Origin of the sequence: Thiomicrorhabdus chilensis DSM 12352 (assembly GCF_000483485.1) — a bacterium.
Lineage (GTDB): Bacteria > Pseudomonadota > Gammaproteobacteria > Thiomicrospirales > Thiomicrospiraceae > Thiomicrorhabdus > Thiomicrorhabdus chilensis.
This window is the reverse complement of sequence record NZ_KI519609.1, coordinates 2225662-2240866: the sequence shown is the minus strand read 5'-3', so window position 1 is coordinate 2240866 and position 15205 is coordinate 2225662. Positions and strand designations below refer to the sequence as shown.

The following is a 15205-nucleotide window of genomic DNA, read 5'->3' as shown; positions in this document are numbered from 1 at the left end:
GAGTGAGTATGGAACTGAACGCAGCGTTAGAGCAGTTGTTGAACCGTCAGGATTTGCATGAAAATCAAATGGAAGCGGTGATGCGTAAATTAATGAGTGGAGAGGCTAGCGACGCTCAAGTGGGGGCGATTTTAGCGGCCTTGCGCATGAAAAGCGAAAGTGTTCCGGAAATTACCTCGGCGGTCAAGGTGATGCGGGAGTTGGCGGCACCGGTTCTGGTCAAGGATAAGTCTCATCTGGTGGATACCTGCGGCACCGGTGGCGACGGTTCTAATACTTTCAATATCTCTACCGCCTGCGCGTTTGTGGTCGCGGCGGCGGGAGGCCATGTGGCCAAACATGGCAACCGTTCATTTTCCAGTAAGTCCGGCAGTGCCGATGTGCTGGAAGCCGCAGGCGTTAATTTGGGCTTGAGTGCCGAACAGGTGGCGCAATGTGTGGATGAGGTTGGCGTCGGTTTTATGTTTGCACCAGCACACCATAGCGCCATGAAACATGTGATTGGCCCAAGGAAAGAGATGGGGGTTCGCACATTGTTCAATATGCTCGGCCCTTTGACTAACCCAGCCGGTGCGCCTTATCAGGTGATTGGTGTTTTTAATAAAGAGTTGGGGCCGATTTTTGCCGAAGTGTTGCAGCGCCTTGGTTCGGAACACGTCATGGTGGTTTCCGCCGAAGATGGGTTGGATGAGATCTCCATCGCCAGCGAAACCAATGTTTCCGAATTGAAGAACGGACAAATCAGCCATTGGAAAATCGATCCGTCCGATTTCGACATGGATCATCCGGACTTGAAGGATTTGGCGGTGGATTCAGCGCAGGAAAGCTTGAATGTGATCCGTTCGGTATTTGCCGGAAATGCCAGTGCGGCCACCGATATCGTCTGTTTGAATGCTGGTGCCTCGATTTACGTCTCGGGATTGACGACAACTTATGCAGAAGGGGTGGCTTTGGCCCGTAAAGTGATTTTTGAGGGTCTGGCGCAGCAGAAGTTTTCGGAGTTTATCGCTAAAACCCAGTCCTTCGCTTAAGCTTGATAGGTACCAGGCCTGCTCATTCTTAAAGCGTGCTGTTTTTTGATGAGGACTCCAAAACCACGTCAGTCCATTGTCACAAAATCATCTAAACAAACAATCTAATATTAAATGTTGAAGCCTCTGATCCGTTTGGGTTGGGTGCGAGTAAAAGGATAGCAGTATGAGTGGTACGCCTACCATTTTGAAAAAAATTATTTTTCGCAAGCTGGAAGAAATTCAGGAAGGGTGCGAGCGTATTCCGCTAAGGGAGATGAAGCAGAAAGCCTTGATGATGACCACGTCACCTACTCGAGGTTTTGCGGATGCTTTGCAAGCCAAGCTGGATGCTGGAGAATCGGCGGTGATTGCCGAAATTAAAAAAGCCTCTCCAAGTAAGGGGGTGTTGCGTGAGCCGTTCGACCCGGTAGAGATCGCCAAAAGTTATCAGGCTCATGGCGCGGCTTGCTTGTCGGTACTGACCGATCATGATTTTTTTCAGGGATCGAATGAGTATCTGCAACAGGTGAGAGAGGCGGTGGATTTGCCGATTATCCGCAAAGATTTCATTGTCGACGACTATCAAGTCTATGAAGCGCGTGTTATCGGTGCCGATTGTATTTTATTGATTGCGGCCGCCATTGGTGACGCCCAATTGTATGAACTGACCGAAACTGCCTTGCAGTTGGGGATGGATGTGCTGGTTGAGGTGCACAATGAAGAGGAATTGGAACGTGCCTTGCGTCTGCCGCTGCCGATGATCGGCATCAATAACCGTGACTTGCATACCTTTGATGTTTCTCTGGAAACCACCATTCGCATGCTGGACAGGATTCCGGACGATCGTATCGTCATCACCGAAAGTGGAATTTTAGGGCCGGAAGATGTTGCAAAGATGCGTGAGCATCACGTTAATAGCTTTTTGGTGGGTGAGGCTTTTATGCGCGCTGAAAATCCGGGTGAAAAACTGGCAGAGCTATTCAGCTTGTAATTGTTGTTTTCTGCTTCAAGCTTTGTTATAGGGACTATTTACTTAGGTCCTTAAAAGCTGATACTCTCGAATTTCACAATCTTAAAATTGATTGGCTTAAAAGGAGTTTGGACATGAGACAGACAATCGCAATGAGTATATTACTTTCGTTTTTAAGCCTGATCACTCTTCCTGCTCAGGCGGCAATGGTGAGCACGAAACAGCTTGTTCAAGAACAAGCAATCGCGTCAGAGCGAACGAAGTTAAATGCAATGATGCAGCGTGAAGATGTGCAAGTACAGTTTCTTGAGATGGGCGTTTCGCCAGAAGAAGTTCAACAGCGTGTGGCCGCTTTAACGGACGCTGAAGTCGCTCAATTGAATCACCAGATGGAACAGATTCCTGCCGGTGGTGACGTTTTGGGACTAGTAGTACTGATTTTTCTTGTATTCATCGTGACGGATATTATTGGCGCAACGGATATTTTCCCGTTTGTGCATCCAATAGAATGAATGCTAACTGAGATGTATCTATATTTAACAATAAACACCCGACTTTGGTCGGGTGTTTTGCTTTTAACCTTTTTTTTATTGTTGTCAGGTTGTGCAACCGCGCCGCAAACCAAAGCATTGTATGAGCGTGCTTCAATGCCTGTCAAACCAACCGCTGAATTGACAGAAGTCCCATTTTTTCCCCAAGAAAAATATCAATGTGGTCCAGCGGCGCTGGCCACGGTGCTTAATTATCAAAAGATAGGGGTTTTCCCAGAATCATTGGTACCCGCCATTTATGTGCCCGAGCGACAGGGGAGTTTTCAGCTTGAAATTATGGCGGCCGCGCGACAGTATGGTCAAGTGGCTTATGAAATCAATCCTCGTATAGATGCTTTGCTAAAAGAGGTAGAAGCGGGTAATCCTGTATTGGTATTACAAAATTTGGGGTTTGAAAGTTATCCGATATGGCATTTTTCAGTGGTGGTTGGTTATGACCTGACTACGTCCCAAATCATTTTACGTTCAGGAACGACACGTCGTTGGCTCACCTCGCTGTCAAACTTTGAACAAACTTGGCTCCGTTCAGGCTATTGGGGCTTGGTGGTCACCAATCCAGCGCATTTACCTGCAACAGTAATCCCTTCGAAATGGTTACAGTCTGCTTATGATTTAGAAAGTGTGGGCCAGTTAAAGTCTGCAGAAAAAGCCTACCAAACCGCTACGCGGTATTGGCCGGAGCAAAAAAACGCCTGGTTGGCTTTGACCAATTTGTACTATCAGCATGGAAACAACTCTCAAGCTTTAGACCTCTTTCGTATGATTGTGTCAAATTTTCCAACATCAGCCGACGTATGGAATAACTATGCTTATGTCTTGAAGGCAGAAGGGTGCGATAAAGCCGCATTTGATGCAGCACAATGTGGTTTGAAACTATCACCTGATCAGCCTAACCTGAAAGCGACGGTTGTGGAAATGCAGCTCAATTCGAAACAGATTGTTTCTCAACCCTTGTGCCCTCGTGTTGAGTGTGAGCCAAGATAACCTTGCATAGGTATACTTTATTTAATAAAGATAATCTGTCATTGAGTCGGTTTTTAACCAGTTGATTCGTAATGCCTTTTTGGGTAAATCTATCGTATTGAAAAAATATTAAAATAGCACAAAAAATTGCTTGCAAAGAATTAAAAAAGGAGAATAATACGCTTCTCCTTTTTTCCAAAAGAAAAATGGTTAAACCTCACGTTTTAATAAACGTGGCTGGGGTTCGTCGAGCTAGCCTTGTCTTGTCGAATTTTTATTAATCATTCATCCGCATTCAATTCTTATCATGTGGGTGTTTTAGTAAGGTGCTCACAATAAATGCCTAATTCAGAAAATATCCTGGTTACCGGGAACGAACACTTCGAAGTCATCGAAAAAACCACCATTATTGACGATACCTGGCCAACCCATGACCAAGCGGTTGAAGATCAGACGCTGGACCACTTTATCTGTCGTGATGGTAAAACTTTTGCCGGAACCCATTTGATTGCCGATTTCTGGGGGGCAAAAAACTTGGACGACCTTCAGTTGATGGAGACGGCTTTGCGTGAAGGTGTGGAAAAAGCCAAAGCGACCTTGTTGCATATCCATTTGCACCACTTTACTCCGAACGGCGGAATTTCGGGTGTGGCGGTATTGGCGGAGTCGCATATCAGTGTGCATTCCTGGCCGGAGAGAAATTACGCGGCCTTTGATGTGTTCATGTGCGGTGACTCCGAACCCGAAAAGGCGATTGAAGTTTTGAGGATGGCCTTTACGCCTTCTGATGTGAAAGTCGATACCATTTTGCGCGGAGAGGTGGAGACAAATGACTGATACCTATTTAGAGACGCTCTACCCTGCCTGGGGTCAGCAGTTTGTCATCGATGAGGTGTTGTTTGAAGTCGATACCGGCCATCAGCACCTGGTGATTTTTAACAATGCCCAGTGGGGCACCGTTATGGCTTTGGATGGCGTCATTCAAACCACGGAAAAAGACGAATTCATCTACCATGAAATGATGACACATGTGCCCATATTGGCGCACGGCCATGCCAGAAGAGTGTTGATTATCGGGGGAGGAGACGGCGGCATCTTGCGAGAAGTATTGAAACATGAGGATGTCGAATCGGTGACTCAGGTTGAGATCGACCAGCAGGTGATCGATATGTGTGTGCAGTATTTGCCCAAACATTCCGCAGGAGCCTATGAGCATCCGAAAGCGAATGTTGTCATTGCCGATGGCGTGGATTTTGTAAACCAATGTGCCGAGAAATTCGATGTGATTATCTCCGACTCCACCGATCCGATGGGGCCGGGGGAAGTGCTGTTTACTTCACGTTTCTATCAGGGCATTCAAAAATGTTTGAACGAGGGCGGTGTGTTTGTGGCGCAAAACGGGGTCAGCTTTATGCAGACCGATGAGGTGACCACCACCTTTAAGCGTTTGTCGCCTTTGTTTGAAGAAGCGAGTTTTTACTCGGCGGCGGTACCCACTTATGTAGGCGGAATCATGACGTTTGCCTGGGCAACGGATGATTTGCTTTTAAAACAACAAAACGTAGATGTGATTCGCGGGCGTTTTGAAGCATCGGGTATTCAGACCCGCTTCTACACACCTGAATTGCACGTGGGATCTTTTGCATTGCCCAAATACGTTCAAGATGCAATGGCATAATCAGGCCAAAAGGCCTTTTGGAGAATGAGAGAAATTGAACAACGCAGAACTTGTCCAGCACTTTGCAGAACAGACGCACCCTGACGAACTCGAGCAGTTTGACCGCTCGACCTTAAGGGACTTGCTGACCCAGCATGATACGCCTTTTCTGGTTTTGGATTTACAGGAGGTTGAATACCAGTACAAGGCATTGCAAAATGCCTTGCCTGGTGTGGAGTTGTTTTATGCGATCAAATCACTGGCCCATCCGGCGGTGATTCGTCGCTTGAAAAAGTTGGGTGGCAGCTTTGATTTGGCGACAGCCGGAGAAGTCGATTTGGTGAAAGGGTTGGGCGTTGAAGGCTCGCAATGTATTCACACTCATCCGATCAAAAAAGATCGAGAGATTCGCCATGCTTTGGATTTCGGCTGTACGCGTTTTGTGGTGGATAATCCGGACGAAGTGTTGAAATTCATTCCGTACCGGGATCAGGTCGAATTGATGATTCGCGTCAGTTTCCGCAGCCAGGATGCGATTGTGGATCTGTCGCGTAAATTCGGTTCGGCATTAGAAGAACTGCCAGGCCTGGTCAATTTGGCGATGGAAAACGGTTTGACGGTTTCCGGCTTGTCTTTTCATGTCGGTTCCCAATCCTTGTCGCCGTTCGCTCAGGTGAATGCGGTACAGGCATCAATTGCAGCGATGAAAGAGATGACTCACGTCAATTGGAAATGGTTGGATATCGGCGGCAGTTTTCCGGTTTCCTATCAGGGGCCGGTGATGCCGATTGAAGATTTTTGTGCGCCGATTGTTGAAGCACTGTCCGAGCTGCCGGAATCGATTCGCGTCTTTGCCGAGCCAGGGCGTTTTATTTCGGCTCCTTCAATGATTGAAGTGATTCGAGTGGTGGGCAAAGCAAAACGCGGCGCGCGTACTTGGTACTATTTGGATGACGGGGTTTACGGAGCCTTGAGTGGGCAGATGTATGATCATGCCAAGTATCCGATTGCGCCGTTGAAGCCGATTGATCCGACCGGGGATTTTTATCCGAGTGTGTTGGCGGGCCCTACTTGTGACAGTGTGGATGTGGTGGATGAGGACATAGAGTTGCCGGAACTTTTTGTAGGCGATGTGATGATTGCCAAGCAAATGGGGGCCTATACCATTGCGTCTGCGTCCGAATTTAACTATTATCCTAAGCCTAAAGTGGTGGTGGTCGAAGATCTTATCGAACACCCGGAAGATGAATAAAGGATAGGCAATGGCAACACTGATTAAATGGCAAGGCGGTATGGCGTTTGAAGGCCAGACCGAAAGCGGGCACTCTGTATTAATGGATGCGGCGCCGGAAGTTGGCGGTGAAAACAAAGGCGCACGCCCGATGGAGATGGTTCTTTTGGGTCTGGGGGGGTGTACCAGCATCGATGTGATTATGATGTTGAACAAAAGCCAGTCCGGTCTGGTTAAGGATTGTCAGGTTGAAATCAGTGCTGAACGAGCCGAGAGTGTGCCTAAGGTCTTTACCAAAATACATGTGCATTTCAAGGTTTATGGTCAAGGCTTGAACCAGAAAAAAGTCGAGAGGGCGGTGAACTTGTCCGCTGAGAAATATTGTTCGGTTTCCAAAATGTTGGAATCGTCGGTTGAGATGTCTCACGATTTTGAGATTATTGAAGGCTGAGTGATCCCCTCTGATTGTTGTACAAAGCCAGCTTAATGCTGGCTTTTTTGTGGGTGCTGGTTATTCACTTGTTATGACATTAGTTGCATATTTGGGACTGACGCCATAGGCGTTTTCCTCTCTTTGGCTGTCGAGCAGGGTGAAAATTAATATGACAATCGGGCCGATCAATGGAATCAAGATCAATAGAATCCACCAGCCACTGCGGCCGATGTCATGCAGTCTGCGCGCCAAGATGGCTAAAGAAGGCAGGAATAACCCTAAAGCGTAAACTGTGGTAAGCAATCCGATCCCCATCATCTCATCATAGACTCCAAAGGAGATGTCTATGAGCGTTAATATCAGATAGAAAATGATGTAGAACAGCATGAACATCCAGTACTGTTTGCGGCTGGCTCGTCCTGAAAACGTGGCATAGTTTTTTAATGCATCAATGAAATATTCCACAAGTGACCCTCTTTTGGATGGTGGATAAGGTTAAGTGCGTATCCATTGTTGAATTATTTGATGTTTATGTCAACTTTGAGCAGGCCTGCTGGTTTTAAAATGTCATTTGCAGTGGCGCAATGCTTTTATTTATTTAAAGCCGTCTGTATTGCTTTGCTCATGCCGTCGGTCAGTTGTTGGAGCTGGTTGTGCGGGATATTGAAAGCCGGCATGATGTAAATCAGTTTGCCAAAAGGCCGCACCCACACGCCGTTATTCAATGCGGCGGCTTGAATTTCCGGACCGAGATCGGCTCGTTCGAGCTGGACAACGCCAATGGCACCCAATACGCGTATCTCTTCGACCCCAGGTAAGGTCGATAAAAAGTTGAGACTGCTCTTAAGGTGGGTTTCAATCTCTTCTACTCTGGATTGCCAAGGGCTGTCCAAAAGCAAGTCGATGCTGGCAATGGAGGCCGAGCAGGCCAGTGGATTGCCCATGAATGTTGGACCGTGCATTAACAGGCCGGGAGTTCCCGCGCTGATGGTGTCGCTGATCTGTGAAGTACAGAGCATGGCGGCCATGGTCATGGTACCTCCGGTCAAAGCTTTGCCGACACATAGAATGTCGGGTGAGATGTCTGCCCACTCACAGGCAAAGAGTTTGCCGGTTCGTCCAAAGCCGGTTGCGATTTCATCGGCAATGAGCAGGACATCATATTGCGTGCACAGTTGACGTAATTTCTTTAGATAGGCGGGTCGGTAAAAGCGCATGCCGCCTGCTCCCTGAACGATCGGTTCAATGGTGACAGCGGCAATTTCCGTGTGATGTGCCTGTAATAATGACTCCAAAGCCTGGATGTCATGATTGTCGGATTCTTTATCAAAACCCGCTTCGGGAGCCGGCGCAAAGAAATGCTGCGTGAGGATGTCTTTGAATAAAGAGTGCATGCCGTTTTCAGGATCCGATATCGCCATGGTGGCGAAGGTGTCGCCATGATAGCCATTTCGAACGCTCAATAATCGATTTTTTTGCGGGAGCTCCAGGCTGATCCAGTATTGCAAAGCGACTTTAATGGCCACTTCCATGGAGATGGAACCGGAATCGGCCAAAAACACTTTGTCGAGGCCTGCCGGTGTGATCTTGATCAGGCGTTTGGCAAGTTCAATGGCGGGTTCATGGGTCAATCCGCCAAACATAATGTGTGGCATGGTGTCGATTTGAACATGCATGGCCTGGCTGATTTTGGGGTGGTTGTAGCCGTGCACCGCAGCCCACCACGAGGACATGCCGTCCACTACTTCGCGGTCATCGGCCAGGGTGATGATTGAACCTTGGGTTTTTTTCACGCCAATTGCCGCAATTGGGTTCGGTGTTTTAGCGTAAGGATGCCAAACGTGTCGCTGGTCAAATTCGATAAGGGAGGGCCAATTGCTCATGAATGTTTGCCTGATTAGTCTGTTTAATCTGTCTATGATACCTAACCATTAGCATGATTTCATAAGCTATCGAGGTGTATTGTCCTGTAGTGTGAGTCTTGAACGCTTTTGACGTTCAATCGGGCGACGATACAAAAGTGTTTGTCATTTGTTTTTTAGTGTGAGTTGATAAGAATTATCTATAATTCAGTCTATTGAAATTTAAAGATTTTTTTGTAGAATGAAATGTAGGTTTTGTAATTCTATTGTGCTTACGAAACTGAATGTCTAAATAGAAAATTTGTTGTGCCAAACTTGTTGTGAAGCAAGGACGGAAAGCCATGGGTCTCGACATGAACTTGAGATCGCCAGGTTGCCAAGTTAACTCTTCTTTATAGGTAGGGATGTTTTTCCTTTCTATCTATTATGTTGTTGTGCGGCTGTTTCCGGTTTTTGCATAACTCATTTCTGTTTTGGTTTGTTAATGTTGTATTTGCCAAACTTGTTGTGAAGCAAGGACGGAAAGCCATGGGTCTCGACATGAATTTGAGATCGCCAGGTTGCAAACGCTTGAGGGCGTTTTAAATTTCGACCAAACTTCTTTACAGGTTTCGTTTGAGCTGTGCTCAGGGAGACTGTGAATGTTCGTTCAGAAAATGAGAGTAGGGGAAACCTATCTGTTGGAGTTGATCCTCAGTGGTTTGCTTTTGGTGACGCCAGATGCTTTGGCTGTTGATTTTAATTCGGTTGATATGGGTGTGTATCAGTTTGACGTGGCTGTTGAGGACGGGCAGGGTGCTTACCTTAATAGGTCAGATTCGATCAGGAGTTCTGTAGCTGATGATAGGGTCATGCTGCTGTCCGAAGGTTCGGCCTGGGATATGTCGGTGGGCATGGATCGCGAAATACTGGATCAGTCCAGTTGGAATTTTAAAGTGTATTTTACATCCGCGTTCGATTAATTAGGTTTGACGTTTGAATCATGGCTTGACTCTGGAATGGCATGCATGAGATTAAGTGCATTTAACGCTGTCAGGAATGAGTGCTCTAACGGGGCGTGAATGCTCATCTCTTTCCCGGAAACTGGGTGGTTAAACCGTAAGGAGGTGGCAGCCAAGTAGAGGCGATGCTGTCCAAGCCAATCGTTAAAAAAATGGTTGTGATGGCGGTCACCGTACTTAACGTCGCCGATAATGGGATGGCTGATATGATTCATGTGACGACGGATCTGATGCTTACGGCCAGTTGTGGGTTTGAGTTCGACAAGTGAATAGCGTTGCTGATCAAATTGCCCGATGGAGTGATCGACGGTGGTGTGCGCAAGTGTCTCATAAAAGGTTTCAGCAGACTGTGGCAGGGATTGGTCCTGTTTGTATTTGTCGGCAATTTTATCTTTTTGATATTTAAGCGGATGGTCTATCAGTCCTGTCGGGTTTGTCCAGCCTCGGCATAGCGCCAAATAAGTTTTTGTGATGCTGTGTTGGCTGAACTGCTCGCCAAGCAGTCGGGCGCTGTTTGAATCTAAAGCAAATAAAAGCAGGCCGGAGGTGGCCTTGTCCAGTCGATGAATAGGGAAAACAGGTTGGCCGATCAAGTCGCGAGTGATTTGAACCGCGAATTGGGTTTCATATTTGTCGATTGAGGATCGATGTACTAACAGGCCTGCCGGTTTATGAATGGCGACAATGTGTTCGTCCTGGTAGAGGATTTTGAAAGCGTTTAGGTCAAGTTGGGTTTGCACGGCGTTCAGGTACCTGCTTAGATTGTTGATGTATGGCTGCTGAATCTAACAGTTGCCGAGTATAGTAAAAACAATTTTACAAAATAATAGCCGTACGGGATGAGAAGATTAAAAAAGACAGAAAAATGGATAATGAAAAATTATGGAATTTAGTGTTGACAGGCGTTAAATAATCTATAAAATACGCACTCACAATTCGGAGGGTTTCCCGAGCGGCCAAAGGGGGCAGACTGTAAATCTGCTGGCTCAGCCTTCGGTGGTTCGAATCCACCACCCTCCACCAGTTTTGCGGGTATCGTATATTGGCTATTACCTCGGCCTTCCAAGCCGATGAGGGGGGTTCGATTCCCCCTACCCGCTCCAGTTTTTAAAGAGGCTCTCTTTGTTGATTTGCTAATGCAAATTGATGAGAGGGCCTTTTTGATATTTTATACCGCTTCCATAGCTCAGTCGGTAGAGCGCATCCATGGTAAGGATGAGGTCATCGGTTCGATTCCGATTGGAAGCTCCATTTTTTAACCAAAGTTGGTTCTGTGTCTTAACGGGCTGGAAGCCGCTTAACGGAGTTTGCATCATGGCAAAAGAAAAGTTTGAAAGAACGAAACCGCACGTAAACGTTGGAACGATTGGTCACGTTGACCATGGTAAAACAACTCTAACAGCGGCATTGACAATCGTACAAGGTAAGAAATTCGGTGGAGACGTAAAAGACTACGCTGCAATCGATAACGCACCAGAAGAGCGTGAGCGTGGGATCACTATCTCAACTGCACACGTTGAGTACGAATCAGAAACCCGTCACTACGCACACGTAGACTGCCCAGGGCACGCTGACTATGTTAAAAACATGATTACCGGTGCAGCACAGATGGATGGCGCAATCCTAGTATGTTCAGCGGCTGATGGCCCGATGCCACAGACGCGTGAGCATATCCTGCTATCACGTCAGGTAGGTGTACCATACATCCTTGTTTACCTAAACAAAGCCGACATGGTTGATGATGAAGAGCTAATGGAATTAGTAGAGATGGAAGTTCGTGAACTTCTAGATACCTATGAATTCCCAGGTGATGACACTCCAGTTATCATTGGTTCTGCACTAAAAGCCATCGAAGGTGACCAGTCTGAAATCGGTGAGCCATCTATCCAGCGTCTAATCGATGCACTAGACAGCTACATCCCGACTCCAGAGCGTGCAACTGACAAGCCATTCCTAATGCCTGTAGAAGACATCTTCTCAATCCAGGGTCGTGGTACGGTAGCAACTGGTCGTGTTGAAACTGGTGTGGTTAAAGTAGGTGAAGAGATCGAGATCGTCGGTATCCGCCCAACTCAAACAACCACTGTTACCGGTGTTGAAATGTTCCGTAAGCTTCTAGATCAAGGTGAAGCCGGTGATAACGTAGGTATCCTATTGCGTGGTACTAAGCGTGAAGACATCGAACGTGGACAAGTATTGGCACACAAAGGTACCGTTACTCCACACACCAAGTTCGAAGCTGAAGTTTATGTGCTAGGTAAAGACGAAGGTGGACGTCACACTCCATTCTTCAACGGCTACCGTCCACAGTTCTACTTCCGTACTACTGACGTAACTGGTGCTTGTGAACTACCAGCAGGTGTTGAAATGGTAATGCCTGGTGACAACGTTCAGATGACCGTTGAGCTAATCAACCCAATCGCCATGTCAGAAGGTCTACGTTTCGCGATTCGTGAAGGTGGACGTACTGTTGGTGCAGGTGTTGTTGCTAAAATCATCGATTAATACAAGCTTGCAAAACTAAAAAAGGGGATGTATAATCCCCTTTTTTTGCGGCAAAATTTAGGGGTATAGCTCCAATTGGTAGAGCACCGGATTCCAAATCCGGGTGTTGGGGGTTCGAATCCCTCTACCCCTGCCATATTTCATAACGGCCTGCATTTTTTAAATGCGGGTCGTTTTTAATTTAGCTAATAGGTTATGAGTAAGCAAATGCAGGAACAAAAAGCATCAAATCCGATGGATACAGCCAAGTTGTTATTGGCTGTGGCTGTCTTGGTTGGTTCGTTAGTCGGTTATTATGTCTATCAGGAAGCGCATGCAGTTGTTCGTGTTTTAGGTGTCATAGCGGGTGTAGCTATATCAGCGTTTATACTTTATCAGACCACAATCGGTCGAAGCTGGTTTCACTACCTTAGTCATGCAAAAAGAGAGGTTCGTCAGGTTGTTTGGCCTACACGTCAAGAGACAGTTCAAATGACACTGATTGTTTTTGTGGTGGTTATCATCATGGGAATCTTTTTTTGGTTAGTTGATATGTTCTTTTTGTGGGCAGTTCAAATGTTAACAGGACAAGGTGGTTAAGATGGCAAAAAGATGGTATGTCGTTCATGCGTATTCCGGGTATGAAAAGAAAGTTCAAAAGGCTTTGCAAGAATATGCAGATCGAGCAGAATTGTCTGATCAGTTTGGGGAAATATTAGTACCATCCGAGGAAGTGGTTGAGATCCGTGATGGGAAGAAACGTACGAGCGAAAGAAAGTTTTTTCCTGGTTACGTTTTGGTACAGATGGAGATGACAGAAGAGTCATGGCATCTGGTTAAAAGTGTTCCTCAGGTGATGGGCTTTATTGGTGGGACGAGTGACCGCCCGGCTCCGATTTCCCAGAAAGAAGTGGATCGTATTCTGCAGCGCGTCGAAGCTGGGGTTGATAAGCCGCGTCCTAAGGTTATTTATGAGCCAGGCGAGATGGTTCGTGTTGTCGATGGCCCCTTCAAGGACTTTGAAGCTGTGGTTGAAGGGATTGATTACGACAAAAACAAATTGCAAGTATCGGTTTTGATTTTCGGCCGTTCTACACCTGTTGAACTTGAGTTCGGACAGGTAGAGAAAAGTTAATCGAATCGAGATTTAAATCACTGGGGAGCTGAAAAGCGTTATACCCATAAGGAGAGAAAGATGGCTAAGAAGATTGAAGCCTATATCAAGTTGCAGGTGCCTGCGGGTGCTGCAAATCCAAGTCCACCAGTTGGTCCGGCATTGGGTCAGCATGGTGTGAACATCATGGAGTTCTGTAAAGCATTTAACGCACAAACACAGAGCTTAGAAAAGAACATGCCTGTTCCTGTGGTTATTACTGTTTACAGTGACCGTAGTTTCACTTTCATTACTAAAACCCCTCCGGCGTCTATTCTGCTTAAGAAGGCAGCGGGCATCAAAAGCGGTAGTGCTGTTCCTAACCTGAATAAGGTCGGTACAGTAACGCGTGCTCAGTTGGAAGAGATTGCAAATACTAAAATGGCTGATTTGAATGCAAATGATTTGGATGCTGCGGTAAATATTATCGCTGGTTCTGCGCGTTCAATGGGCTTAGTGGTTGAGGGTTAAGAAGATGGCAAAGTTAACAAAAAAACAAAAAGTGTTTGCAGAGCGCGTTGATCGCAATACCTCTTATGACTTGGTTGAAGGGATTAATTTGATCAAAGAGCTGGCTACTTCAAAGTTTGTTGAGTCAGTTGATGTGTCGATCCGTTTGGGTATCGATCCACGCAAATCCGATCAAGTAGTTCGTGGTGCAACGGTCATGCCTAACGGAACTGGTAAAGATGTGCGTGTAGCCGTGTTTACTGGTGAAGCTAACCAGCAAGCTGCAAAAGACGCAGGTGCTGATTTTGTTGGTATGGAAGATTTGGCTGATGAAGTCAAAAAAGGCATGATGGATTTTGATGTTGTTATTGCTTCTCCGGATGCGATGCGTGTGGTTGGTATGTTGGGTCAGGTTCTTGGGCCTCGCGGTTTAATGCCTAACCCTAAGACTGGCACGGTTACGCCGGATGTAGTCGGTGCAATCAATAATGCCAAAGCAGGTCAGGTACGTTTCCGTGCCGATAAAGCTGGTATTGTCCATGCTGCAATTGGTACGGTTTCGTTTGAAGCGGAAAAGCTTAAAGAGAATTTAAATGCCTTGATGGATGACCTGAATAAAGCGAAGCCTGCTTCTGCTAAGGGTACATACATTAAGAAAGTGACGATCTCTTCTACCATGGGTCCAGGCCTGTTGGTTGATCAGTCATCACTATAATGATGGCTGCGCCTGTTAATTAAGGCGTGGCTATTATTTGCGAATTGGGACTCCTTGAATCAAATTATGTTGATTGATTGAGCGCCCATCGCAGACCGTAGGTGAATGCTAAGGTGCATTCTTAATAGATTTAAGCCTACGTAGATGGAAGAGTTTGATGTTGATCGATACACATCAGACTGTTTTGGAGGTTATATGGCACTCAATATCGAAGATAAAAAGCTTGTCGTTGAAGAAGTCTCTGCTGTTGTTGCAGATGCGGGTTCGATGGTTGCGGCTGAATATCGTGGTTTGACTGTAGAGCAAATGACCCAACTTCGTGCAAATGCACGTGAAGCCGGTGTCCAGGTTCGTGTTATTAAAAACACCTTGGCACGTCGTGCGGTTGCTGGAACAAAATTTGAAGATATGGCTGAGACCTTTGTTGGTCCGCTTGTATTTGCTTTCTCTGGTGAAGAGTTAGGGAATGCGGCACGCGTATTTAAGGATTTTGGTAAAGACAACACCGCATTAGTGGTTAAGTCACTTTCAATTGGTGAAGGCGTTATGGACGCTAGCCAGTTGGCAACAGTGGCAGCTCTACCTACTTACGATGAAGCCGTTAGTAAGCTTCTGTACGTCATGAAAGAACCTGTTGCCAAGTTGGCTCGTGGTTTGGTTGCTGTTAAAGAGCAGAAAGACGCAGAAGCAGCTTAAGTTATAAAACTTAAGCACTGTTAAAA

The 15205-nt window shown here is 46.4% G+C and carries 18 protein-coding genes, 4 tRNA genes and 2 riboswitches; of the genes, 19 read left to right on the top strand and 3 right to left on the bottom strand.

From position 1 onward, the window contains the following. Window positions 1-8: 8 nt before the first annotated feature. The 8 genes from trpD to B076_RS0110645 all read left to right on the top strand — a co-directional run bounded on the left by trpD (window position 9) and on the right by B076_RS0110645 (window position 6836). Window positions 9-1031: an anthranilate phosphoribosyltransferase gene (trpD, locus tag B076_RS0110680; RefSeq protein WP_028487311.1), complete on the top strand. Its 1023-nt coding sequence runs from the start codon at window positions 9-11 to the stop codon at window positions 1029-1031. Window positions 1032-1197: 166 nt separating this feature from the next. Next, complete coding sequence (gene trpC / locus B076_RS0110675) at window positions 1198-2004, top strand: indole-3-glycerol phosphate synthase TrpC (RefSeq protein ID WP_028487310.1); 807 nt, start codon at window positions 1198-1200, stop codon at window positions 2002-2004. Window positions 2005-2117: 113 nt separating this feature from the next. Continuing rightward, window positions 2118-2495, top strand: coding sequence for a DUF6627 family protein (locus B076_RS0110670; protein WP_028487309.1), 378 nt, complete (start codon window positions 2118-2120; stop codon window positions 2493-2495). Between the two features lie 135 nt (window positions 2496-2630). After that, window positions 2631-3518 (top strand): PA2778 family cysteine peptidase, encoded by an 888-nt coding sequence (locus B076_RS0110665; protein ID WP_157753556.1) that lies wholly within the window; start codon window positions 2631-2633, stop codon window positions 3516-3518. A gap of 318 nt (window positions 3519-3836) precedes the next feature. Further along, window positions 3837-4334: an adenosylmethionine decarboxylase gene (gene speD / locus B076_RS0110660; RefSeq protein ID WP_028487307.1), complete on the top strand. Its 498-nt coding sequence runs from the start codon at window positions 3837-3839 to the stop codon at window positions 4332-4334. Beyond that, a complete protein-coding gene (gene speE / locus B076_RS0110655; RefSeq protein ID WP_028487306.1) occupies window positions 4327-5175 on the top strand; it encodes a polyamine aminopropyltransferase in 849 nt (282 codons plus the stop codon). The genes speD and speE overlap by 8 nt, the downstream gene beginning before the upstream one ends. A 34-nt stretch (window positions 5176-5209) precedes the next feature. Continuing rightward, window positions 5210-6406, top strand: a complete 1197-nt coding sequence (locus B076_RS0110650) for a type III PLP-dependent enzyme (RefSeq protein ID WP_028487305.1) — start codon at window positions 5210-5212, stop codon at window positions 6404-6406. Between the two features lie 10 nt (window positions 6407-6416). After that, window positions 6417-6836: an OsmC family protein gene (locus tag B076_RS0110645; RefSeq protein ID WP_028487304.1), complete on the top strand. Its 420-nt coding sequence runs from the start codon at window positions 6417-6419 to the stop codon at window positions 6834-6836. Between the two features lie 60 nt (window positions 6837-6896). Here the strand turns inward: B076_RS0110645 and B076_RS0110640 are convergent, their stop codons facing one another. Both B076_RS0110640 and B076_RS0110635 read right to left on the bottom strand, forming a co-directional pair. Beyond that, window positions 6897-7283, bottom strand: coding sequence for a DUF805 domain-containing protein (locus B076_RS0110640; RefSeq protein ID WP_028487303.1), 387 nt, complete (start codon window positions 7281-7283; stop codon window positions 6897-6899). Window positions 7284-7408: 125 nt separating this feature from the next. Beyond that, complete coding sequence (locus tag B076_RS0110635; protein ID WP_028487302.1) at window positions 7409-8701, bottom strand: adenosylmethionine--8-amino-7-oxononanoate transaminase; 1293 nt, start codon at window positions 8699-8701, stop codon at window positions 7409-7411. Window positions 8702-8978: 277 nt separating this feature from the next. After that, a riboswitch (cyclic di-GMP riboswitch) is annotated at window positions 8979-9061 on the top strand. A gap of 104 nt (window positions 9062-9165) precedes the next feature. Next, window positions 9166-9248, top strand: a riboswitch (cyclic di-GMP riboswitch). Window positions 9249-9321: 73 nt separating this feature from the next. Between B076_RS0110635 and B076_RS0110630 the strand changes: the two genes are divergently transcribed. Then, the gene (locus B076_RS0110630; protein ID WP_028487301.1) at window positions 9322-9642 is read left to right on the top strand and encodes a hypothetical protein; all 321 of its coding nucleotides are present in this window, start codon (window positions 9322-9324) and stop codon (window positions 9640-9642) included. Here the strand turns inward: B076_RS0110630 and B076_RS12745 are convergent. After that, window positions 9639-10421: a pseudouridine synthase gene (locus B076_RS12745; protein ID WP_051347308.1), complete on the bottom strand. Its 783-nt coding sequence runs from the start codon at window positions 10419-10421 to the stop codon at window positions 9639-9641. The two genes, B076_RS0110630 and B076_RS12745, sit on opposite strands and share 4 nt — an antisense overlap. Window positions 10422-10619: 198 nt before the next feature. On the opposite strand from B076_RS12745, the gene B076_RS0110620 reads away from it, so the two are divergent. From B076_RS0110620 to rplJ, 10 genes are all read left to right on the top strand, one after another. After that, a tRNA-Tyr gene (locus tag B076_RS0110620) sits at window positions 10620-10704 on the top strand. Window positions 10705-10709: 5 nt separating this feature from the next. Next, window positions 10710-10784: transfer RNA gene (locus B076_RS0110615), tRNA-Gly, on the top strand. Between the two features lie 72 nt (window positions 10785-10856). Then, window positions 10857-10932 (top strand) — tRNA-Thr (locus B076_RS0110610). A gap of 63 nt (window positions 10933-10995) precedes the next feature. Next, window positions 10996-12186 (top strand): elongation factor Tu, encoded by a 1191-nt coding sequence (gene tuf, locus B076_RS0110605; RefSeq protein ID WP_028487289.1) that lies wholly within the window; start codon window positions 10996-10998, stop codon window positions 12184-12186. Between the two features lie 59 nt (window positions 12187-12245). After that, window positions 12246-12322 (top strand) — tRNA-Trp (locus tag B076_RS0110600). 59 nt (window positions 12323-12381) lie between these two features. Continuing rightward, window positions 12382-12765, top strand: a complete 384-nt coding sequence (gene secE / locus B076_RS0110595) for a preprotein translocase subunit SecE (RefSeq protein ID WP_028487300.1) — start codon at window positions 12382-12384, stop codon at window positions 12763-12765. A 1-nt stretch (window position 12766) separates the two neighbouring features. Next, window positions 12767-13300: a transcription termination/antitermination protein NusG gene (gene nusG / locus B076_RS0110590; RefSeq protein ID WP_028487299.1), complete on the top strand. Its 534-nt coding sequence runs from the start codon at window positions 12767-12769 to the stop codon at window positions 13298-13300. Window positions 13301-13360: 60 nt separating this feature from the next. Further along, entirely contained in the window at window positions 13361-13789 is a 429-nt protein-coding gene (gene rplK, locus B076_RS0110585) for a 50S ribosomal protein L11 (RefSeq protein ID WP_028487298.1), read from the top strand. Window positions 13790-13793: 4 nt separating this feature from the next. Next, window positions 13794-14483 carry a 50S ribosomal protein L1 gene (rplA, locus tag B076_RS0110580; RefSeq protein WP_028487297.1) on the top strand — a complete coding sequence of 230 codons (690 nt, stop codon included), beginning with the start codon at window positions 13794-13796 and terminating at the stop codon, window positions 14481-14483. A gap of 195 nt (window positions 14484-14678) precedes the next feature. After that, window positions 14679-15179 carry a 50S ribosomal protein L10 gene (gene rplJ / locus B076_RS0110575; RefSeq protein WP_028487296.1) on the top strand — a complete coding sequence of 167 codons (501 nt, stop codon included), beginning with the start codon at window positions 14679-14681 and terminating at the stop codon, window positions 15177-15179. Window positions 15180-15205: the final 26 nt, after the last annotated feature.